Origin of the sequence: Nocardia araoensis NBRC 100135 (genome assembly GCF_000308435.1) — a bacterium.
GTDB classification, from domain to species: domain Bacteria; phylum Actinomycetota; class Actinomycetes; order Mycobacteriales; family Mycobacteriaceae; genus Nocardia; species Nocardia araoensis.
The window spans coordinates 37,325-57,652 of sequence record NZ_BAFR01000203.1 but is presented as its reverse complement, the minus strand read 5'-3'; the positions used below and the strand labels follow the sequence as shown (position 1 = coordinate 57,652).

General features: G+C 68.3%; 21 protein-coding genes and 4 tRNA genes. 13 read left to right on the top strand and 12 right to left on the bottom strand.

Annotated elements, in window-relative coordinates:
* Both ON21_RS26400 and ON21_RS26395 read right to left on the bottom strand, forming a co-directional pair.
* Entirely contained in the window at positions 1–228 is a 228-nt protein-coding gene (locus ON21_RS26400) for an Rv3202a family protein (protein ID WP_039802037.1), read from the bottom strand.
* Between the two features lie 130 nt (positions 229–358).
* The gene (locus ON21_RS26395; protein WP_039802035.1) at positions 359–607 is read right to left on the bottom strand and encodes a DUF8836 family protein; all 249 of its coding nucleotides are present in this window, start codon (positions 605–607) and stop codon (positions 359–361) included.
* A gap of 127 nt (positions 608–734) precedes the next feature.
* Between ON21_RS26395 and ON21_RS26390 the strand changes: the two genes are divergently transcribed.
* Positions 735–1,337: a TIGR03086 family metal-binding protein gene (locus tag ON21_RS26390; protein WP_039802033.1), complete on the top strand. Its 603-nt coding sequence runs from the start codon at positions 735–737 to the stop codon at positions 1,335–1,337.
* On the opposite strand, the gene ON21_RS26385 is transcribed toward ON21_RS26390, so the two are convergent.
* Positions 1,334–1,954 carry a TetR/AcrR family transcriptional regulator gene (locus ON21_RS26385; protein WP_039802031.1) on the bottom strand — a complete coding sequence of 207 codons (621 nt, stop codon included), beginning with the start codon at positions 1,952–1,954 and terminating at the stop codon, positions 1,334–1,336. The genes ON21_RS26390 and ON21_RS26385 overlap by 4 nt on opposite strands.
* 113 nt (positions 1,955–2,067) lie before the next feature.
* Here ON21_RS26385 and ON21_RS26380 point away from each other — a divergent pair, with 113 nt between their 5' ends.
* Entirely contained in the window at positions 2,068–3,102 is a 1,035-nt protein-coding gene (locus tag ON21_RS26380; RefSeq protein WP_039802029.1) for an aldo/keto reductase, read from the top strand.
* 335 nt (positions 3,103–3,437) lie between these two features.
* Here the strand turns inward: ON21_RS26380 and ON21_RS26375 are convergent, their stop codons facing one another.
* From ON21_RS26375 to ON21_RS26360, 4 genes are all read right to left on the bottom strand, one after another.
* Positions 3,438–7,622: a bifunctional nitrate reductase/sulfite reductase flavoprotein subunit alpha gene (locus ON21_RS26375; protein WP_083880905.1), complete on the bottom strand. Its 4,185-nt coding sequence runs from the start codon at positions 7,620–7,622 to the stop codon at positions 3,438–3,440.
* A 102-nt stretch (positions 7,623–7,724) separates the two neighbouring features.
* Positions 7,725–8,429 (bottom strand): demethylmenaquinone methyltransferase, encoded by a 705-nt coding sequence (locus ON21_RS26370; protein ID WP_039802027.1) that lies wholly within the window; start codon positions 8,427–8,429, stop codon positions 7,725–7,727.
* 74 nt (positions 8,430–8,503) lie between these two features.
* Positions 8,504–9,646, bottom strand: a complete 1,143-nt coding sequence (locus ON21_RS26365; protein WP_039802074.1) for a glycosyltransferase family 4 protein — start codon at positions 9,644–9,646, stop codon at positions 8,504–8,506.
* A gap of 71 nt (positions 9,647–9,717) precedes the next feature.
* The gene (locus ON21_RS26360) at positions 9,718–10,161 is read right to left on the bottom strand and encodes a DUF3592 domain-containing protein (RefSeq protein ID WP_083880907.1); all 444 of its coding nucleotides are present in this window, start codon (positions 10,159–10,161) and stop codon (positions 9,718–9,720) included.
* A 39-nt stretch (positions 10,162–10,200) separates the two neighbouring features.
* Here ON21_RS26360 and ON21_RS26355 point away from each other — a divergent pair, with 39 nt between their 5' ends.
* A complete protein-coding gene (locus tag ON21_RS26355) occupies positions 10,201–10,707 on the top strand; it encodes a DUF2505 domain-containing protein (protein ID WP_039802025.1) in 507 nt (168 codons plus the stop codon).
* A 41-nt stretch (positions 10,708–10,748) separates the two neighbouring features.
* Here ON21_RS26355 and ON21_RS26350 read toward each other — a convergent pair whose 3' ends face one another.
* The 3 genes from ON21_RS26350 to ON21_RS26340 are packed head-to-tail and all read right to left on the bottom strand — an operon-like array spanning position 10,749 to position 12,958.
* On the bottom strand, positions 10,749–11,186 hold the full coding sequence (locus ON21_RS26350; RefSeq protein ID WP_039802023.1) for a VOC family protein: 438 nt from the start codon (positions 11,184–11,186) through the stop codon (positions 10,749–10,751).
* Between the two features lie 58 nt (positions 11,187–11,244).
* Positions 11,245–11,673, bottom strand: coding sequence for a helix-turn-helix domain-containing protein (locus tag ON21_RS26345; protein WP_039802021.1), 429 nt, complete (start codon positions 11,671–11,673; stop codon positions 11,245–11,247).
* Positions 11,674–11,689: 16 nt separating this feature from the next.
* Entirely contained in the window at positions 11,690–12,958 is a 1,269-nt protein-coding gene (locus ON21_RS26340) for a geranylgeranyl reductase family protein (RefSeq protein WP_039802070.1), read from the bottom strand.
* Between the two features lie 223 nt (positions 12,959–13,181).
* Between ON21_RS26340 and ON21_RS26335 the strand changes: the two genes are divergently transcribed.
* Both ON21_RS26335 and htpX read left to right on the top strand, forming a co-directional pair.
* Positions 13,182–14,222: a polyprenyl synthetase family protein gene (locus tag ON21_RS26335; RefSeq protein WP_051021367.1), complete on the top strand. Its 1,041-nt coding sequence runs from the start codon at positions 13,182–13,184 to the stop codon at positions 14,220–14,222.
* Positions 14,223–14,362: 140 nt separating this feature from the next.
* Complete coding sequence (gene htpX, locus ON21_RS26330; protein WP_039802019.1) at positions 14,363–15,244, top strand: zinc metalloprotease HtpX; 882 nt, start codon at positions 14,363–14,365, stop codon at positions 15,242–15,244.
* Positions 15,245–15,255: 11 nt separating this feature from the next.
* Here the strand turns inward: htpX and ON21_RS40650 are convergent, their stop codons facing one another.
* Both ON21_RS40650 and ON21_RS26320 read right to left on the bottom strand, forming a co-directional pair.
* Positions 15,256–15,720: a MarR family winged helix-turn-helix transcriptional regulator gene (locus tag ON21_RS40650; RefSeq protein WP_039802017.1), complete on the bottom strand. Its 465-nt coding sequence runs from the start codon at positions 15,718–15,720 to the stop codon at positions 15,256–15,258.
* A 53-nt stretch (positions 15,721–15,773) separates the two neighbouring features.
* Positions 15,774–16,265, bottom strand: a complete 492-nt coding sequence (locus tag ON21_RS26320; RefSeq protein WP_039802015.1) for a YajQ family cyclic di-GMP-binding protein — start codon at positions 16,263–16,265, stop codon at positions 15,774–15,776.
* Positions 16,266–16,438: 173 nt separating this feature from the next.
* On the opposite strand from ON21_RS26320, the gene ON21_RS26315 reads away from it, so the two are divergent.
* The 8 genes from ON21_RS26315 to nusG all read left to right on the top strand — a co-directional run bounded on the left by ON21_RS26315 (position 16,439) and on the right by nusG (position 20,242).
* Positions 16,439–16,521, top strand: a tRNA-Tyr gene (locus ON21_RS26315).
* Positions 16,522–16,846: 325 nt separating this feature from the next.
* Positions 16,847–16,919 (top strand) — tRNA-Thr (locus ON21_RS26310).
* A 76-nt stretch (positions 16,920–16,995) separates the two neighbouring features.
* Positions 16,996–17,071: transfer RNA gene (locus ON21_RS26305), tRNA-Met, on the top strand.
* Positions 17,072–17,113: 42 nt separating this feature from the next.
* Positions 17,114–17,284 carry a 50S ribosomal protein L33 gene (gene rpmG, locus ON21_RS26300; RefSeq protein ID WP_011211653.1) on the top strand — a complete coding sequence of 57 codons (171 nt, stop codon included), beginning with the start codon at positions 17,114–17,116 and terminating at the stop codon, positions 17,282–17,284.
* 183 nt (positions 17,285–17,467) lie between these two features.
* Positions 17,468–18,532, top strand: coding sequence for a fused (3R)-hydroxyacyl-ACP dehydratase subunits HadA/HadB (locus tag ON21_RS26295; RefSeq protein ID WP_039802066.1), 1,065 nt, complete (start codon positions 17,468–17,470; stop codon positions 18,530–18,532).
* Between the two features lie 221 nt (positions 18,533–18,753).
* Positions 18,754–18,826 (top strand) — tRNA-Trp (locus ON21_RS26290).
* A gap of 108 nt (positions 18,827–18,934) precedes the next feature.
* A complete protein-coding gene (gene secE / locus ON21_RS26285) occupies positions 18,935–19,333 on the top strand; it encodes a preprotein translocase subunit SecE (protein WP_039802013.1) in 399 nt (132 codons plus the stop codon).
* Between the two features lie 120 nt (positions 19,334–19,453).
* On the top strand, positions 19,454–20,242 hold the full coding sequence (gene nusG / locus ON21_RS26280) for a transcription termination/antitermination protein NusG (RefSeq protein ID WP_039802011.1): 789 nt from the start codon (positions 19,454–19,456) through the stop codon (positions 20,240–20,242).
* Positions 20,243–20,328 lie beyond the last annotated feature (86 nt).

Below are 20,328 nucleotides of genomic sequence, written 5' to 3'. Positions count from 1 at the left end.
TCAGAATTCGGATTCGTCCTCGAGGTCGTCATCCATCGGGACCACGATGGACTGTTCGAGCACATCCGCCGGATTCGCCTCGAAGACGTCGCGCTCCAGTGTCGCCCGTCCGATGGCGTCCTCCTGCTCGGGGCGGTCGTCGGCGAGCACCGGCTCCTCCGGATACGCCGGAACGGACTGCTCGGCGAGATCGGCCTCCGGGACCGCGTCGGCAAGGGGATCTGACATCGTGCGCTCCTCTCTACGTAGGCCTCTCGATCGGCATACCCGTCGTGGCACGCTGCAAATCGAGGCGGGCGATCAATTCCGACTGCAACGAGGATGCCCCCGGTCGGGATGTACGGCAAGCATCCGACGCTCAGGATTGTCGCGCTTCGCCCGCCCGTGCCGCCGTCGCGTCCGCCGGATGTTCGACCAGCGCGAGCAAGCGCCCGGCCATGAACCGCGCGGTCCGCACGGCCGTCCCCGATCGCGTCACTTCGCTGACTTCGACCACGCCCCGCGTGATCCTCACTTCGACTCGCCGCCCCGCTCGGGTAGCCGCGATCTCATAGCTCCTGGAGCCGTCGCCGACGTCGACGACGATCTCCACCCGATCACCCTTCATTCTTCAATTGTCCGCTTTTCCAGGGCTTTTCACCGCTACGAGTCGATCTCGGAACGACTTGCCGCTTAATTTCACGGCCTCGCTCCGTCTCCATTTCCGGAGACGTCCCACACCCCGAGGAGGCCAGATGAACCCCGAGTTCGATTTCGAGCCCGCGGCCGACGCGTTGGCGACCGTCGTCGGCGGCATCGCCGATGAACAACTCGCGGCGCCGACGCCGTGCGCCGACACCACGGTCCGCGATCTGCTCGCGCACGTGGTCGATCTGACGGAGGCGTTCCGGCAGGCGGCGACGAAGGAGGCCGTCGGCGGTTCGGTCGCGCCCGGCGCCCCTGCCGAGCGCGCCTTGCCGGAGGATTGGCGCGAGCGCATTCCGGCCCAGCTCGATGCCTTGGTGGCGGCATGGCGCGAGCCCGCGGCCTGGGACGGCGTGACAGAGGCCGGTGGAGTCAGCGAGCCCGCCCCGGTGATGGCCAGGATCGCCCTGGACGAGGTGGTCGTGCACGGCTGGGATCTCGCGAAGGCCACCGGCCGGCCCTTCTCGTGCGCCGCCGGAGATCTGGCGACCCTGCTCGAGATGCTGCGCGACACACCTGCCGAAGGGGTGCCCGGTCTGTTCGGGCCGGTGGTGCCGGTCGCGGCCGATGCCACCGCCTTGGAGCGAGTCCTCGCTTTCACCGGCCGCCGCGTCAACTGGACTCCGAATGGCAAGGGCGCGGTGCTCGGCTAGTCGGCGGCAGACACGAACGTGCCCGCCCGGACGGCATCGACGGCGGCCCGAGCGGCCAGGTCCGCCGCGGTGTCGTCGATCGGATCTCCGCTGGCGAGCAGCCGGTAGTACAGCGGCGCCGATACCGCGGACAGCGCGGCGCGTGCGTCGGTGCCCTCGGGCGCCTCACCGCGCGCGATGGCGGCCGCCACACAGGCCGACCATTCGGTGAGCCGCACGTCGTAGAAACGGCGCAGGGCGGCCGCGGCGGACTCGTCGCAGGTGGCGGCCGCGATCACGGCGCGGAAGAGCCTGCCTTGGCGCGGATCGGACAGGGTTTTCGCGACCAGGCGGGCGTTGGCGGTGAGATCGCCGAGGAGCGAGCCGGTGTCGGCGTGCGGCAGCGACTGCTCGGCCATGTCGACCAGCAGATCGGCGATCAAGCCGGTGGGCGTGCGCCAGCGGCGGTAGACGGTGGTCTTGCCGACCTCGGCGCGCGTGGCGACCTCGGCGAGGTCCAGGTGGGCGAAGCCGCGTTCGGTCAGCAGGTCGCCCGCGGCTCGCAGTACGGCCGCGCGGACCCGGGCGGTCCGTCCGCCGGGTCGGACGGAGCCGGGGGTCGTGTCATCCATGGCCATAACGGTACTCCAGTTTCATTTATGCGCGAAGGGGTGTACCGTTCGAAGTGTTAATGGAACTACAGACCCTTTAGGAGGGTGGTCCAGTGAACGTTCGGACGGGTGAGACGCACATGGAGTACCGGCGGCTCGGCGCGTCGGGCCTGCACGTCCCGGCGTTGAGTTTCGGTGCGGGCACCTTCGGCGGGCGCGGCGAACTGTTCGGTGCATGGGGCGATACCGATGCCGAACAGGCGCGACGGCTGGTCGACATCAGTTTGGACGCGGGCGTGAGCATGTTCGACACCGCCGACGTCTACTCCGACGGCGCCTCCGAAGAAGTGCTCGGCGCCGCCGTGAAGGGCAGACGCGATCGGGTGCTGCTGTCCACCAAGGCCACGCTGCCGACCGGACCGGGGCCGCGGGACGCCGGTTCCGGCCGAGCCAGGCTGATCGGTGCGGTGGAGGGATCGCTACGCAGGCTGGGCACCGACTACATCGATCTGTTCCAGCTGCACGCCTTCGACGCGGGCACGCCGGTCGAGGAAGTCGTCGCCGCGCTGGACGATCTGGTGCGCGCGGGCAAGATCCGCTATGTCGGCGCATCCAACTTCGCGGGTTGGCAGCTGATGAAATCCCTTGCCGCTGCGGATCGCAACGGGCTGACCAGGTACGTCGCGCACCAGGTCTACTACTCGCTGGTCGGGCGGGACTACGAGTGGGAGCTCATGCCACTGGGCCGCGACCAAGGCGTCGGCGCCGTGGTCTGGAGCCCGCTCGGCTGGGGCAGGCTCACCGGCAAGATCCGCCGCGGACAACCGCTTCCGGACGGCAGCCGCCTGCACCGGACCGCCGAGGCGGGTCCGCCCGTGGACGACGAAAAGCTCTACGACGTGGTCGACGTCCTCGACGAGCTGGCCGCCGAAACCGGCAAGACGGTCCCGCAGATCGCCCTCAACTGGCTGCTGCGCCGCCCCACGGTCGCGACGGTCATCGTCGGCGCCCGCAACGAGCAGCAGCTGCGCCAGAACCTCGGCGCGATCGGCTGGGAACTCGACACCGACCAGATCGCCCGCCTGGACAAAGCCAGCGCCACCACCCCGCCCTACCCCTACTACCCGTACTACCGCCTCCCGGACTTCACCCGGTTGAACCCGCCCGCGGTGTGAGCGTGTCGGACGATCAGTCCGCTCGGGTCGGCGTCGCGGTGAAGCCGAACTTGCCGATCGTGATCACGGCTGGACCGCCGAGGCGGTCCAGGTCGTACATCGCCTCACCGAGGTGGGTGGACATCAGCACCATCCACCAGTCCCACGGGTTTGTCGTGCTGCCTCGTGACGAGTCCTGCGCGATACGCCGGTAGTAGGCGGCTCTTCCATGGCCTCGTCCCCCCCGCGATCGGTGATAGTCACTTCGAATCCGTCTCGGTTTTCGACGGAGCGAGGTGCGGGGGCGTTCCCAGTTGTGATCTCAATCACTAAGTCGGGAGTGTGGGCACGGTCGGTCAGTACACGTCGCGGACGTAACGCTTTTCGGCGATGAGTTGCTTCTTGAATGCCAATGCGCCGTCTTCGTCGAGCTTGCCGTGGATGCGCGCGATCCGCAGGAGCGCGTCGTCGACGTCCTTGGCCATACGGCCGGCGTCGCCGCAGACGTAGAAGTGGGCGCCGTCGCGCAGCCAGGACCACAGCTCGGCGCCGTGCTCGATCATGCGGTGCTGCACGTAGATCCGTTCCCGCTGGTCCCGGGAGAAGGCCAGGTCGAGCCGGGTCAGGAAGCCGGAACGGAACATGTCCTCCAGTTCGGTGCGGTAGTAGAAGTTGTGCGCCGCGTGCTGATCGCCGAAGAACAGCCAGTTGCGCCCGGTGCAGCCGCGGGCCCTGCGCTCCTGCAAGAACCCGCGGAAGGGGGCGATGCCGGTGCCGGGGCCCACCATGATCATCGGCGCGGCCTGGTCCGCCGGAGGACGGAAATGCGGTGCGCGCTGGAGGAAGATCGGCACCATCGCGTCGGTGAGATCGGCGCGATCGGCGAGGAAAGTCGAGCACACCCCACCGCGCCGCGCCGCCGAGCCGGTGGCCGCCGGATCGCCGTAGCGCACGACGCCGACGGTCAGCTCCACCTCATCCGGGTTGACCAGCGGACTCGACGAGATCGAATACTGGCGCGGCTGCAACTTCTTCATGACGCCGAGCCACTCCACCAGATCGGCCCGCACGGGGAAATCGCGCAGCACGTCCACGGCCTGCCGATCCCACAGATAATTCGCCAGCTCGTTGCGGTTGTCCCGGCGCAACAGTTTGGCGAGCTTGCCGCTCGGGTTGCGCTCGGCGATGAAGCCGAGCAGATCCGGACCGACCTTGGTGATGTCGAAGTGCGTGCGCAACGCATCGGCCAGGGGAACTTCACGCTCGTCGACCTCGACCGCGCGGCGACCGTCCAGCCCGGTGGCGGCCAGCCATTCGGTGACCAGAGCGGTGCTGTTCACCGGCCAGACGCCCAGCGAATCACCCGCCTCGTACCCGGCGTCCAGGCCGCGCAGGTCGAACGCGAAGCGGCGCACTTCTTTCGGCGATCCCGGGGCGGAGAGCAACTCGTTGCGCACCAACGGGGCACGCAGCGGCGCGGCGCGGGTGAACGGTGCGGCGCGGGTGCGGCCGAGTGCCGGGGCGACGCTCGGCGCCTCCACCGTGGCTACACCACCGCCACGGGTCGTAGGCCGGGTCGGCGGCGCGGCCGCACCGCTCACCGGCGAATCGGCAGGGTCCTCGGCCGAGCCGTCGCTCAGGGCGGCGAGCACGTCATCGAGCCAGCGCTGCGCCGCGTCTTGGTAGTCGGGTTCACTGTCGACGCGCGGAAGCAATCGGGTCGCGCCGAGTTCGGCGAACTTCTGGTCGAGTTTGCGTCCGTAACCACAGAAGTCGTCATAAGACGAGTCGCCGAGCGCGAATACGGCGTAACGCATACCGGTCAGCCGCACGACGCCGTCGGCCAGCCGATCCCAGAAGTCAGCTCCGTTGTCCGGCGGACCTCCGTCGCCGAACGTGCTGCTGACCACCAATACGTCGCCCTGGAGCGCACCCGGGTCGCAGGAATCCAGATCCAACAGTCGCGGGGCGAAATCGCGTTCGGCGAGGTGTGCCGCGACGGCGGCGGCGAACTCTTCGGCGTTGCCGGTCTGCGAGGCCCACAGCACGGTGACCGTGCGAGCGGCGGCGCCCGCGTCCGCCGTGGTCGCGGCGCCACGCGAGTACATCCCGGCCAGCAGACCGTCGACCCACAGCCTGGTGTGCGCGGACATCGGCGCCGAATCCGGCAGCACCGGCTGACCGGTCACCGGAAGCGCTTGCAGCGCCGCCAGATAGCCGCTGAGGTAGATCCGCTCGGTCTCGCTGAGCGTGGGCGCGGTACCGCTGTCGAGGCCGAGCACGGCGGCCAGCGGGTGTGCAGTCAGGGCCGTGGGCAGCGCGGCGGGAACCTGCGGCTGCGGCACGGAAGCCACTCGGCGCAGCGCCACCGCGCACGCCTTGAACTCCGGTTGCAGCGAGGCCGGATCGACCGCGTCGTTGGTGACCGCGTTGATGGTCAGGTATTCGCCCTGCTCGTCGTTCCAATGGAACGGCACGAAGCAGTCGCCCTGCCGTACTCGGTCGCTGACCTGCACCGGTAGCACGGCACGGCCACGGCGGGAGGCGATCTCGAGCTGGTCGCCCGCGCGCAGACCGAGCCGCTCGGCGTCGGCCGGATGCACCTCGACGAACGGCGTGCCGTTCAGCTTGGTCAGCTTGTCGATCTTGCCCGTCTTGGTCATCGTGTGCCACTGGTGTTGCAGCCGGCCGGTGTTCAGCAGGAACGGGTAGTCGTCGTCGGGCATCTCCTCCGGCAGCATGTGCGGCCGTGGCCAGAACACCGCGCGGCGGCTCGGCGTGGCGAAGGCCAGCCGGGGCCGGTGGCCGTTCTCGTCGACGAACAGCGTCTGGCTGATCCCGTCGTTCAAATAACGGATCGGATTGCGCCTGCGCTCCGCTTGCGCGCACGGCCACTGCATCGGCCCGGCACGCAGCGCCGCATAGCTCACGCCGCGCAGGTCGTAGCCGGTGGCGGGATTCGCGAACCGCTTGATCTCCTCGAACACCTCGGCGCTGGAGGCGAAGTCGAAGCCGGGGAACCCCATGGCGGTGGCGACGTCGGCGATGATCCGCCAGTCCGGCCGTGCGTCGCCGATGGGCGGGACCGACTGCCGCAGCAGGGTCAGGTCGCGTTCGGAGTTCACCATCACCGCATCGGCTTCCGCCCACAGCGTGGCGGGAAGCAGCAGGTCGGCGTAGGCGTTGGTCGCGGTCTCGGTGTACGCGTCCTGGGCGATCACCAGTTCGGCCGCTTCCAATCCCGCGATCACGGTCTTGCGGTTCGACACGGTGGCGACGGGGTTGGTGCAGATGATCCAGGCCGCTTTGATCGTCCCCTCGGCCAGTCCGCGGAACATCTCCACCGTGCCCGGCCCCGCTTCGGTGCGCAGCGTGCCGGGCTCCAGTTCCCACGCGGTCTCCACGAACGTGCGGTCCTCGGCGGAGAGCAGGCTGCGCTGGCCGGGCAGCCCGGGGCCCATGTAGCCCATCTCGCGCCCGCCCATCGCGTTCGGCTGCCCGGTGAGCGAGAACGGCCCGCTGCCGGGGCGGCAGATCGCGCCGGTGGCCAGGTGCAGGTTGCACAGCGCGTTGGTGTTCCAGGTGCCGTGCGTGGACTGGTTGAGTCCCATCGTCCACAGCGACATCCACTCGCCCGCCGCGCCGATCCATTCGGCGGCGGTCCGGATGTCGGCTTCGGACAGTCCGGTGATCTCGGCCACCCGCTCCGGCGGATAGTCGGCCAGGAACTCCGGCATCGCCTCCCAGCCCTCGGTGTGCTCGGCGATGAACTCCGCGTCGATGTGGCCGCCGGCCACCAGCAAGTGCAGCAGCCCGTTCAGCAGCGCGAGATCCGTCCCGGGCGCGATCTGCAGGAACAGGTCGGCCCGCGCGGCGGTCTCGGTGCGGCGCGGGTCGACCACGATGAGCTTCGCGCCCGCCTTCAGCCGATCGGCCATCCGCAGGAAAAGGATGGGATGGCAGTCGGCCATGTTCGCGCCGATGACGAAGAACAGGTCCGCGTGCTCGAAGTCGTCGTAGGAGCCGGGCGGCCCGTCCGCGCCGAGCGACTGTTTGTATCCGGTGCCGGCGCTGGCCATGCACAGCCGGGAGTTCGCCTCGATATGCACCGTGCGCAGATAACCCTTGGCGAGTTTCGTCGCGAGGTACTGCGCCTCCAGCGACATCTGCCCGGAGACGTACAGTGCGATCGCGTCCGGACCGTGCTCGTCGAGAATCGCGCGCAACCGGGTGGCCGCCTCGTGCACGGCCTCGTCGACGGGGAACGGCACCGGAACCTGACCTCGCTCGAAGCGCCGGTAGGCGGTCTCCATCCGTCCCTGGGTGCGCATCAACTCCGCGTGGGTCGCCCCCTTGGTGCACAACCTTCCCGCGTTCGCCGGGTGCAGTTTGTCGCCGCTGACCTTGGCGATCACCGGCTTGCCCGTGCCGTCGGCGGCGGTCGACACCGTTATCCCGCAGCCGACGCCGCAGTACGAGCACGCCGTTCGGGCGGTGCCGTCGCCGCGGCCGGTCACTGGATCGGTCATGTCTCCGATCATGCGGACCGCCGATTGCGCCGGATTTACCTCGCGTTAGCGCCAGGTGACATTCCTCCTCACCGCCGCGGGATCGGCCGGTGAGGTGTGATCGAGATCTCCGGCTCAGCCGAGCTTGTATGCCCGGTGCAGGGCCACCACGCCCCCGGTGAGGTTGCGCCATTTCACCGACGACCATCCGTTCGCCGCGATCCGCATCGCCAGCCTGCGCTGATTGGGCCACTCCGAGATGGATTCGGCCAGGTAGACGTAGGCCTCGGGGTTACTGCTCACCACGCGCGCCACCTTGGGCAGCGCTTTCATCAGGTATTCCAGATACACCGTGCGGAACACCGGCAGCACCGGGGCGGAGAACTCGCACACGACCAGCCTGCCGCCGGGCTTGGTGACGCGCAGCATCTCGCGCAGGGCCAGGTCGGTGTCGGCCACGTTGCGCAACCCGAACGAGATGGTCACCGCGTCGAAGGAGTCGTCGGCGAACGGCAGCGCCATCGCGTCGGCCGCCACCATCGGCACATCGCGGAACCGGCCCGCGCTGAGCATGCCCTTGGAGAAATCGGCCGCCAGGCACCACGCGCCGGATTTCTGCAACTCCAAGGTGGACACACCGGTGCCTGCCGCCAGATCGAGCAGCCGCTCGCCCGGCCGTGCCGCCAGCGCCTTGCGGGTCGCCCAGCGCCAGTAACGATCCTGCCCGGCGGAGATCACCGTGTTGGTCAGGTCGTAGCGTCGGGCGACGCCGTCGAACATCGCCGCGACTTCGCGCGGCTGCTTGTCCAACGAGGCACGGTTCGATTGCGTTTTCGCCACGCGAAGACCCTAACTCGCGGTCTGTTACGAACCGAGCGCGGCGCGTGGATACCTTCGTCACGCACGGGCCGGGTTCAAGCCGTATGCGGCAACCGAATCCGTGTGCCGGTCACTTCGGCGTAGTGGCCCATCAGCTGAGCGCAGATGGCGGGCCAGGTCCGCGACAGCACCGACTTGCGCGCCGCCCCGGCGAACCGGGTCCGCAGCTCAGGATCGTGCAGCGCCCCGACAGCACTGGGCAGCAACTCGCTGAACCGGTCCACCGGAAGCAGATAGCCGTTGCGGCAGTGGGCGATCAAGTCGCGGGGGCCCCCCGCGTCCGGACCGATCACCGGGACACCCGAGGCCAGCGCCTCCTGCACGCCCTGGCAGAAGGTCTCGTGTTCGCCCGCATGCACCATGACGTCCAGACTCGCGTACGCCCGCGCCAGCTCGTCGCCGCCGAGTTCGCCGGTGAACACCGCGGTCGGCATCAGCCGGGCCAGCCGCTGGCGTTCCGGTCCGTCGCCGACGATCACCAGCTGGATGTCCGGGTCGGCGGCCAGCACCGCGAGCCGCTCGACGTGCTTCTCCGGGGCGAGCCGCCCCACAAAGCCGACCAGCAGACGGTCCCGGCCCGCGAGCCAGGCGTCCCGCAGTTCGGCGGAGCGGACGCTCGGTGTGAACCGCCCGATGTCGACGCCGCGGCCCCATCGGTGCACGCGCGGGATGCCGTGCCTGGCCAGATCCTCCGCCGCGGCCCGGGACGGGGCGAGCGTCCGGGTGGCTCCCTCGTGGATGCGCCGGGTCCAGCCCCAGGCGGCGCGGCCGGCCAGCCCGAGCCCGTAGCTCTTGGCGAAACCCGCCACGTCGGTCTGATACACCGCGACGGTGGGCAGGTCCAGCCGCAATGCCGCGCCGAGGCCACCCGCGCCGAGCAGGAACGGTGAGGCCAGGTGGACCACGTCGGCATCGAAGTCCTCGATGGCCGAGACGATGCCCGGCTGCGGCAGTCCGACCGGAAGCGAGCTGATCTTGGGGACCATGACCGCGGGCACCCGGTGGACCGGGAAGCGCTCGTAGTGGCGCGGCGCGGCGGGCTGTCCCCGCGGGGTGTCCGGCGCGATGATCAGCGCTTCGTGCCCGTTCCGGTCCAGGTGTTCGAGCACCCGCAGCACGGAGTTGACGACGCCGTTCATGTTCGGCAGGAACGACTCCGCGACGATCGCTACACGCACGCTCTCAGCCTGACCGCCGCACCGCGCCACGCCGCCACACCGAAGTGAAGAGCACGGAAAGATCCGGCGAACTATCGGAATCTTCGACGGCGGCGGGCAAGCAGCCACAGGGTCGGTAGCGCGACCAGCCACACCACGACGATCACCGACAACGCGGGTGGAATGGCGACGCGCACGTCACGGCCCTCCACCCGCACCAGGTCCGGGTCGCTGCGGCGGTACTCCACACGAATCCGCTCGCCCGCGGTCAAGTTGGTCGGATACAGCACGCCGACCTTCGGATTGTGCGTCTCGCCGTCCGGTGTGACGTACATGACCGCCGAGCGCAGCCGCCCCGCCGAGAGCACCTCGGCCGTGGTGCTGCCCTTGTCGGAGCTGATCAGATAGTCGTTGCGCCACGCGGCCAGCACCAGCAGCCCGACCAGCACGCTCACCGCCGTCGCGGCGATCAGCACGCCGATCCCGGCCCGTCGCAGGCGGATCGGCCGCCCGGTGGACTGGCTGGTTTCCGACACCGCCACAGGCTACCGACCGGCTCGGCTACGGTGGCGGCCATGTCCCGAAAATTCAGCTTCACCGTGCCGTACACAGTCCCGGTCGAAGATCTCCACCGGGCACTCATCACCGACGACGTCTGGCGGACCCGCTTCGCCCAGTCGCCGACGGCGGCGGTAGACCTGTCGCATCCCGACGGCGCGGGCACCATTCGCATCCACATGACCGAGAAGGCTCCCGAGGACAAGGTCCCCGCGCTGGTCCGCAAGGTGCTCAAGAGCGACCTCACCTTCTCCCGCATCGACCATTGGCAGCCGGTGGTCGGCGAGGTCGCCAAAGGCACCTTCGAGATCACCACCGGAGGCATCAACACCGAGATGTCCGGGTCCTACGAGATCCGTTCCACCGCGGAAGGTTCCGAGATCGAGGTCGTCGGCGCCGTGCGGGTGAAGGTGCCCCTCGTCGGCGGCGCGATCGAACCGCTCGCCGAGCAATTGCACCACCGGGTGCTCACCGGCGAACGCAAATTCATCGAGGACTGGCTGTCCGCCGAGCCGACCGCCTGAGCGCGCGTTGCCCCGGCACACACCGGGGCAACGTCGACGACCTAGCCGAAGTCCTGCGGCGAGAATTCCTTCGGCTCGACCAGCACCAGCCAGTTTCCCGAATTGTCCCGGATGATCGCCTCGGTCCCGTAGGGCCGTTCGGCGGGCGGCTGCACGAACTCCACCCCCTTGGCGGTGAGCTCTTCGAAGGTCTTCTGGCAGTTCTCGGTGCGCAGGCCGAGCGCGCCGTGCGTGCCGTTGGCCAGCGCGCGCCGGACGGCGTCGGCGTAGTTCTCGTCCAGCGGCGGGCCGGGAACCATCAGCGTGATCTCCAGTTCCGGGTGCGCGGGATGCGCGACCGTCACCCAGCGGAATCCGTTGTCGCCCATGATGACATCGGCGGTCTCGACGAACCCGAGCTTGTCGACGTACCACTCTTTCGCGGCGGTTTGGTCCGTGACGTACACGGTGACCAGGGAAACGTTCGTAATCGTCGTCATGCGGCCCAGGCTATGGCGGGCGCACCGGCACGGGCTTCTCCGAAATTGCGCCGTTCGCTCAGCCGGGCGGCTTGCGGTCGGAGAGCCCGTGCATGAAGACGAAACAGCCGGGGATACGCGGAGCGCCGTCGGCGAATTTCGCCTGGTACTCCGACGGTGTGACCCCGACCAGCTGCCGGAACTTGCTGCTGAACGAGCCGAGGCTGCTGTAGCCGACCAGCATGCACACCTCGGTGACCGTGAGATTGGTCGCGCGCAGGAGATCCTGTGCGCGCTCGATGCGCCGTTCGGCCAGGTACACGGCCGGCGTGCGGCCGTAGACCGCGGCGAACGCGCGCAGGAAGTGGTATTTCGACACCCCGGCGGCCGCCGCCAGTTCGTCCAGATTCAGCGGGTCGGCGTAGTGGCGGTCCGCCAGGTCCCGTGCGCGGCGCAGATGTGGCAGCAGATACAGCGCGGGCAAGCCACGAGCTCGTTGTTCACCCATCGCGCCGCCGGAGTTCCTACGCGAACGGGGGACGCTCGTCGAAGCGCAGCGACGCCAGGCCCGCCATCCGCCAAGCCCGCGCCGTCAGGTCGACGTCCTCGTCGGTCACCAGATTGCCCATCACGCGGACGGCGGTGCGCTGCAAGTACTTCGACCGCATCACCGGAGGACCGCCGAGCGGCACCATGCGCGGGTGCGTGGCCAGACCCGCGATCCGCCGGGCTACCGAGAACGTGCGCCCGTAACGAGCGCGCAGCGTCTGCGGCCAGATGGTGGTGAAGTCGGGTTCGTCCAGCAGTTCGGCCAACATGTGGCCGCCCTCCAAGCCGTAATCGATGCCTTCGCCGTTGAGCGGGTTCACACACCCCGCGGCGTCGCCGATCAGCACCCAGTTGCGTCCCGCGACGTTCGAGACCGCCCCGCCCATCGGCAGCAGGGCCGAGGCCACCGCGCGCAGCGAGCCCTCGAATTGCCATTCCTCGGTGCGCTGCGCGGTGTAGTGCGCCAGCAGCGGCTTCAACGCGATGTGTGCGGGGCGACGTTCCGTGGCCAGCGAACCCACCCCGATGTTCACCTCGCCGTTGCCGAGCGGGAACACCCAGCCGTAGCCGGGAACCAGTTCGCCGGAGGCGTCGCGCAACTCCAGATGCGAGGTGATCCACTGATCGTCGCTGCGGCCGGACTTGATGTAGGCCCGCGCGGCGGTGCCGTAGGCGTACTGCCGATGCCAGACGCGGCCGAGCAGCCGCCCGATCGGCGAACGCACCCCGTCGGCGACCACCAGCGTCCGGCAGGCGATGGTGCGCGTGCCGTCCGCTGTCCGCACCGTCACACCCGTGACCCGATCACCCTCCCGGGTGACATCGATTACCTTCGTCCCGTCCACCATCCGCGCGCCGGACTTCACCGCCGTCTCGCGCAGCTTGTCGTCGAGTTCGGTTCGGGGAACCGCGCTTCCGTACGTCGGGAAGGAACCGCCCGGCCAGCTCAGCAGCGCCTCGCGGCCGAAGCCGGTCATCCGGAGGCCGTGGTTGACGACGTGCGCGCGCACCCACTCGCCGAGCCCCAGTTGCTCCAGCTCGGCGGTCGCACGCGGGGTGAGGCCGTCTCCGCAGGTCTTGTCCCTGGGAAAGACGGCGGAATCGACCAGCACCACGTCCCGCCCCGCCCGCGCGGCCCAGGCCGCCGACGCCGATCCGGCCGGGCCCGCGCCGACGACCAGCACCTCGGTCCGGCTGGGCAACGCGTCCTGGTCGCGCGCGTGACTCGCTTCGGGTGAACCCATGCGCTCCATACTCGCAGGGCCGTCGCAACCGTGTCGACGGCGGCGGCGCGCGCGTCGTGGACGGTCACCAGCGCGGCGGTGCGACAGCAGACGATCCACCACAGAGTGACGGTGTTCATGGGCCAGCCGACCCGGACACGCTAGGTTCTCTACCGTGGGGTCGGACGCATCGCTGGGAGAAGAAATGAGCACATCGGCCATGAGCGAGCGCAGCGAGCGAATCATGGACACGGCGCACGGCGGGCACAGCGAAGCCGGGAGCGCCGCAGGCACGGTCGTGGCCGGGGTCGACCTCGGCGACGTCGGACTGGCCGACGCCGTGCGCAACGGCTTGGCGGACGTGGAGAAACTCCTGGTCGACGAGCTGTCCGACGGTGCGGAATTCCTCCAGGAGGCCGCGCTGCATCTGGCCAAGGCCGGCGGCAAGCGATTCCGTCCGCTCTTCACCATCCTCACCGGACAGCTCGGCCCGCGCCCCGCCGATCCCGCTCTGGTCACCGCGGGCACCGTCGTCGAGCTCGTCCACCTGGCCACGCTGTACCACGACGACGTGATGGACGAGGCCCCCATGCGCCGCGGCGCCCCGAGCGTCAACTCCCGCTGGGGAAACAACATCGCCATCCTCGCGGGCGACTACTTGTTCGCGCACGCGTCCCGGCTCACCTCCACCCTCGGCCCCGACGCGGTGCGCATCATCGCCGAGACGTTCGCCGAACTCGTCACCGGTCAGATGCGCGAGACCATGGGCGCCCGCGAATCCCAGGACCCCGTCGAGCACTACCTGCGCGTGGTGTGGGAGAAGACCGGTTCGCTCATCGCCGCCGCCGGACGCTTCGGCGGCACATTCTCCGGCGCGGACCCGGAGCACGTCGAGCGACTGGCCCGCCTCGGCGACGCGGTCGGCACCGCCTTCCAGATCTCCGACGACATCATCGACATCTCCTCGGCCTCCGAGCAATCCGGCAAGACCCCTGGCACCGACCTGCGCGAAGGTGTGCACACCCTGCCGGTGCTGTACGCGCTGCGCGAGGAAGGCGCCGAAGGCGATCGCCTGCGCAAGCTGCTCGCGCGTCCGCTGGAGACCGACGACGAGGTGAAAGAGGCACTCGACCTGCTCGCCGACTCTCGCGGCATGGTGCTGGCCAAGGAGAAGCTCCAGGGCTACGCCGACCTCGCCTACGCCGAGCTGTCCGCCCTGCCCGGCGGCCCCGCCAACGACGCGCTGGAGCGGTTGGTCCGCTACACCATCGAACGCGTGGGTTGAGAGAGACCGTGGAAAGAGCGCACGCCGCCGTGGGTGGCTGATTTCGGCTGGGCGCGGATTCACCGGAACTTTGCCTGGAGCTTCTATCGTTTATCCACTGTAAGGCGACTCGGTGAACGGGGGAGCGGCAAGGGAGACGTATGCACGGGCACGGGTTTGCGAACGGTCTGAAGACCTTCGGGCTGATGGTTGGCCTGTCGGCCCTGATCGTGTTCATCGGTGCGCTGTTCCGCAACCCGACGATCCTCATCGTCGCGATCCTGCTCGCGGTGGGCATGAACGCCTACGCGTACTTCAACAGCGACAAGATCGCGTTGCGGGCCATGCACGCGCAGCCGGTCAGTGAGCTGGAGGCCCCCGTCATGTACCGGATCGTGCGTGAGCTGGCCACCATCGCCCGCCAGCCGATGCCCCGGCTCTACATCAGCCCCACGAACGCGCCCAACGCCTTCGCCACCGGACGCAATCCTCGCCACGCCGCGGTCTGCTGCACCAGCGGCATCCTGCAACTGCTCGACGAGCGGGAATTGCGGGCCGTGCTCGGACACGAACTGTCGCACGTCTACAACCGCGACATCCTCATCTCCTCGATCGCGGGTGCGCTCGCGGCCGTCATCTCGGGCCTGGCGAACCTCGCCGTCTACGCGACCATGTTCGGCGGCAACCGCAACGGCGAGGGGCCGAACGTGCTGGCCGTGCTGCTGGTGTCGTTGCTCGGCCCGATCGCGGCCACGCTGATCAAGCTGGCCGTCTCGCGCTCGCGCGAATTCCAGGCCGACCAATCCGGCGCCGAACTGACCGGCGATCCGCTGGCCCTGGCCTCCGCACTGCGGAAGATCGAGCGCGGCGTCCACACCGCGCCGCTTCCGCCGGAACCGCGCCTGGCGTCGCAGTCGCACCTGATGATCGCCAACCCGTTCCGTCCGGGTGAGCGGGTCGCGCGCTGGTTCGCCACGCATCCGCCGATGAACGAGCGCATCGCCCGGCTGGAGGAGATGGCGGGCGGTCCGCGCCGGTACTGAGTCCGGCGGTCTCAGTCGTCCGAGGCCAGCTGGTCTTCGTAGGCACGGAACGTATCGACGAACAGCTTCCGCTGCTGCGCGGTGAGCGGCTCGAGCACCGTGCGCCAGGCTCGAGCGCTGCGGCCGAGCCATTTGTGCACGGATCGCTCGTGCGCAGGCGCTATGGCGACGATGGTGCGTCTGCGGTCGTCCGGGTCAGCGCCGCGTTCGAGCACACCCTGCTTGCTGAGCTCGCCGACCATCAAGCTCACCGTCGTCGGCGCCACCTCGAGCCGGGCGGCCAGGTCCGTCACCGTGGTGGGTCCGTCGAACACCAGGTTGGCCAGCAGCGACAGGTGCCGCGGCGCCAGCGAGAACGATTCCAGCTCGTCCGGAACCCCGAGCTTCTTCGCCCGCCCCACCACGCGCGGCATCAGCAGCAGCAATGTGCGAATGCCCTCGTCCACGCCGAGTCCCGGCTGCTCCTCGGTTGACACGCCGACTGCCTCTCGATGCACGCGACCGACCCTGTCGCGCTGCCGTCCTGCGGTCAGCGGTAGTTGACGAACTGCAGCGCGATCCCGAAATCCTCGCCCTTGAGCAGGGCGATGACGGCCTGCAGATCGTCGCGCTTCTTGCTGCTCACCCGCAACTCGTCGCCCTGGATCTGGGCCTTCACGCCCTTGGGGCCTTCGTCCCTGATCTTCTTGGAGATCTTCTTCGCGTGCTCGGAGTCGATGCCCTGCACCAGCGAACCGGTGATCTTGTACACCTTGCCGGAGGAGACCGGCTCACCCGCGTCGAACGCCTTCAGCGAGATGTCGCGGCGGATCAGCTTCTCCTTGAACACCTCCAGCGCGGCCTTGACGCGCTCCTCCGCCTCGGCGGTGAGCACGATCTTGTCCTCACCGGACCACTCGATCGACGCGCCGGTGCCGCGGAAGTCGTAGCGGGTGTTGAGCTCCTTCTCCGCCTGATGCAGGGCGTTGTCGACCTCCTGCCGGTCGACCTTGCTCACAACATCGAAAGACGAATCAGCCACGCTGCGCTCCTGTTCTGACGGTCCGACGGGCGAGCTGAACCGGACGCTTCCAGCCACCGTCAGTTCTACCCGGAGACCCGAGGGTAGTCGCGTCGCACGGCCGATAGCCAGCCGGTTTGCATTCAGGGTGCGGGTTCGATGTATTCTGCTCAGCGCGCCGATAAAGCGCGAACGGCAGGTTGCCCGAGCGGCCAATGGGAGCAGACTGTAAATCTGTCGGTGAAAGCCTACGTAGGTTCGAATCCTACACCTGCCACCGTCGTTCGCTGAGTGAGCCCTGTACGCAGAAAGCGCGTACAGGGCTCACTTTGTGTCTTGTGGGGGTGCAACCCCCACGCCCCGCCCGACGGGGCTTCGCCCCCCGGACCCCCATCCTGTGGTTGCGTTCGGTGTGTGTGCGGGCGAGCGTGAGCTGTGGACGCTTGCCGGTATGCCGGGAATGGCGGTTCTTCGCGTTCGTTCTGGCGAAAAAGACCCCTCTGACCACGCGGTTTGGTGGTGGGAGCGGTGAGTGTGTAACCTCGTTCAAGACTTCACCGCGCTGAGGTCGAGCGTTCGAGGCTCGGTGCGGAAGTAGTCATGCCCCCTTAGCTCAGTCGGCAGAGCGTTTCCATGGTAAGGAAAAGGTCAACGGTTCGATTCCGTTAGGGGGCTCGCCGGATTGCCGGTGGTGACCGACTCGGCATCGCTCCCGTAGTGCGGGCTCGGCACCATGGCAATGCGACGCCGTGGCGGTGTAGCTCAGTCGGTAGAGCAAACGACTCATAATCGTTGTGTCGCCGGTTCAAGTCCGGCCATCGCTACCACAACCGATACAAGCCCATCAGGTACCGGAAAGAAGGCATATCGTGGCCGCGAAGTCCACCGATGTCCGGCCAAAGATCACCTTGGCCTGCGAGCAGTGCAAGCACCGCAACTACATCACCAAGAAGAACCGGCGCAACGATCCGGATCGCTTGGAGTTGAAGAAGTTCTGCCCGAACTGCGGCACACACCGGGCGCATCGCGAATCCCGCTAGTCATCCACGCGTGAACTACCGCGTGGTGTAGCGCCGGGAGTCGCCTCCCGGTATCTCGAGCTGTGGCACCGCGAGGGCCGGACAACTGTCCGGCCCTGACGCATTTTCACGGCATGGGTGCGGTGGTGAGCGCTCCGCGGACTCCGGGTGACGGGGTCAGATAGGTACAGTCCTCCCGTGACAATCAACACCGGTACAGACGAAGCGGTCCAGACGAGCGAGGCGCTCGACCCTGCGACGAACGCCGCGGCGATGGTCGGTCACCACTACCGCGTCGACGACTACTACGAGGTCGGCCGCGAGAAGGTGCGTGAATACGCCCGCGCCGTGCAGGACTACCACCCGGTGCACTGGGACGAGGACGCGGCGCAGGAGTACGGGTACGACAACCTGCTCGCGCCGGTCACCTTCATCTCCCTGGTCGGGATTCTCGCTCAGCGCAAATTGTTCGAGGAGGTCGTCACCGGCTACGACCTCAGCCAGATCATGCAGACCGACCAGATCCTGGAATTCCATCGCCCGATCAAGGTCGGCGACCAGCTCACCTGCGACGTCCACCTGCACTCGTTCCGGCAGGCCTTCGGCGGCGACATCATCGTGACCAAGAACATCGTCACCGCGCAGAACGACGAACTGGTGCTCACCACCTACACCACCCTCGTCGGCCGCAGCGGCGGCGACATCGACCCGAACCTCAACGCCGCCGTCCGTAACGTGCTCATGCACGGCATCGGCGAGGACGCGCCGGGGCACAGCCCGCGCTCGCTCGCGGTGACCCAGGCGCCCGCGCCGGTCGTGCCGCCCGCGGACGGTGTGCGCACCAAGCACGCCATCCGGTTCGAGGACGTCTCGGTGGGCGACGAGCTGCCCCCGCGCATCGTCCGGCTCACCCGCGGCGATCTGGTGAACTACGCGGGTGTCTCCGGTGACGCCAACCCGATCCACTGGAGCGACGAAGTCGTGAAGCTGGTCGGCCTGGAGAACGTGGTCGCGCACGGCATGCTGACCATGGGCCTGGGTGGCGGTTTCGTCACCTCGTGGCTCGGCGACCCGGGTGCGATCAAGGAGTACAACGTCCGCTTCACCAGCCCGGTCTACGTCGGTTCCGACGAGGCCGCGGAAGTGGAGTACACCGGTAAGGTGAAGTCGGTCGATCCGGAGACCAGGACCGCGGTCGTGGCCATCGTGGCGAAGGCGGCGGGGAAGAAGATCTTCGGCCGCGCCACCGCGACGGTGCAGCTGGCCTGACCAGCTACAGCGACCCGGATTGGCTAATGGCGCGCACGGTAACGTACACTCAGGTTTCTGGGGTCGCCAGCCGCTGCGCGCTGCTCTGAGGGGCTGGTTCCAGGCGGTCCGGACGGATCGCCGACGGGGCCGGCAACTGCCGGAGCGGCGCGCGTGTTGTGTGACACCAGGCCACAACTGAATATCGAACAGTGGTTGGACGGCCGACATCGTCCGACCAAAGGGGCGTAGCTCAACTGGCAGAGCAGCGGTCTCCAAAACCGCAGGTTGCAGGTTCAAGTCCTGTCGCCCCTGCCCTGGATGCCAGCGACGAGAGAGGATCGACGTGAGCGAGCGTAGCGAGCGAGCCATTGGCACAGCGCGCATCGCGCACGACGGCACCGAGCGCAGCGAGGAGATGGCGTGAGCGACGAGCGGGACATTCGCCGCGGCGCACATGCCGCCGACGACGGCGATGACACCGCCGCAGCGACACGGCCGAGCGGAAAGCGGTCCGCGCGGCGGACTCGTACTGGGTCCTCGCAGGTCGACACGGGCGCTCTCGCCACGCTCGACCGTCCGTCGCGGAAGGCAACCAAGGCGACCGATCGGGCCGAACGCAAGAAGTCGGGTAATCCGTTCAAGCGTTTGATCAAGTTCCTGCGTGAGGTCATCGCGGAACTGCGCAAGGTGATCTGGCCCAATCGGAAGCAGATGGTCACCTATACGAGCGTTGTTCTGGTGTTCGTGATTTTCATGGTCGCGTTCATCAGCGGGTTGGATCTGGCGTTCATCAAGGGTGTCAACTGGCTGTTCGGCTAGCTGAACGACGCCGACGCCGGTAGCCGATCCCGGGGCGGACACGGGTGGAAGTTGTTTCGCCGCGCGCCCGGCCCCGGCACGCAGAGGATGTACGTGACGACACAGGAAGCGAGTGCCCCAGTGAGCACCCCGGAGAACGACACACACGACAAGTTCCCGGCCGACGACGCGGTGGCCGAGCCCACCGACTCCGTCGAGGAGTTCGCGACCGACGAGCCCGCGGTCGAGGAATCGGAGCCCGCTGAGTCCGCCCCTGCCGCCGCCGTCGATGCCGAGCCCGCCGATCCGGTCGCCGAGATGAAGGCAGCGCTGCGGCGCGCCCCCGGTGAGTGGTACGTCATCCACTCCTACGCCGGCTACGAGAACAAGGTGAAGGCCAACCTCGAGACCCGCGTGCAGAACCTGGACCTGGAGGACTACATCTTCCAGGTGGAGGTGCCCACCGAAGAGGTCACCGAGATCAAGAACGGGCAGCGCAAGCACGTCAACCGCAAGGTGCTGCCCGGTTACATCCTGGTCCGCATGGAGCTCAACGACGAGTCGTGGGGCGCGGTGCGCAACACCCCCGGTGTCACCGGCTTCGTCGGCGCCACCTCGCGGCCGTCTCCGCTGTCCATCGACGACGTGGTGAAGTTCCTCGTTCCGGCCGCGCAGCAGCAGAAGAAGCCCGCGGCCGCGGCCGCTGCGGCGACCCCCGAGACCGCGGCGGGCGAGGTCGCGCCGAAGCCGGTCATCGAGGTCGACTTCGAGGTCGGCGAGTCGGTAACCGTCATGGACGGCCCGTTCGCGACGCTGCCCGCCAGCATCTCGGAGGTCAACGCCGAACAGCAGAAACTGAAGGTGCTCGTGTCGATCTTCGGCCGCGAGACCCCGGTCGAGCTGGCGTTCACCCAGGTCGCGAAGATCTAGACCGGCTCTGTCCGTGGCCGGGTGAATTCGCTCGGCCGCGGATCGCAGCACCAGACTTGCAAAGAGCAAGGGACACCAACACCTAG

Coding starts and splice junctions, on each gene's coding strand:
- ON21_RS26345 (WP_039802021.1), bottom strand. CDS start 11,673: ATGGGTGAACAACGAGCTCGTGGCTTGCCCGCGCTGTATCTGCTGCCA.
- ON21_RS26390 (WP_039802033.1), top strand. CDS start 735: ATGAACCCCGAGTTCGATTTCGAGCCCGCGGCCGACGCGTTGGCGACC.
- ON21_RS26380 (WP_039802029.1), top strand. CDS start 2,068: ATGGAGTACCGGCGGCTCGGCGCGTCGGGCCTGCACGTCCCGGCGTTG.
- htpX (WP_039802019.1), top strand. CDS start 14,363: ATGCACGGGCACGGGTTTGCGAACGGTCTGAAGACCTTCGGGCTGATG.
- ON21_RS26385 (WP_039802031.1), bottom strand. CDS start 1,954: ATGGCCATGGATGACACGACCCCCGGCTCCGTCCGACCCGGCGGACGG.
- ON21_RS26335 (WP_051021367.1), top strand. CDS start 13,182: ATGGACACGGCGCACGGCGGGCACAGCGAAGCCGGGAGCGCCGCAGGC.
- ON21_RS26375 (WP_083880905.1), bottom strand. CDS start 7,622: ATGATCGGAGACATGACCGATCCAGTGACCGGCCGCGGCGACGGCACC.
- ON21_RS26340 (WP_039802070.1), bottom strand. CDS start 12,958: ATGGGTTCACCCGAAGCGAGTCACGCGCGCGACCAGGACGCGTTGCCC.
- ON21_RS26395 (WP_039802035.1), bottom strand. CDS start 607: ATGAAGGGTGATCGGGTGGAGATCGTCGTCGACGTCGGCGACGGCTCC.
- ON21_RS26350 (WP_039802023.1), bottom strand. CDS start 11,186: ATGACGACGATTACGAACGTTTCCCTGGTCACCGTGTACGTCACGGAC.
- ON21_RS26400 (WP_039802037.1), bottom strand. CDS start 228: ATGTCAGATCCCCTTGCCGACGCGGTCCCGGAGGCCGATCTCGCCGAG.
- ON21_RS26355 (WP_039802025.1), top strand. CDS start 10,201: ATGTCCCGAAAATTCAGCTTCACCGTGCCGTACACAGTCCCGGTCGAA.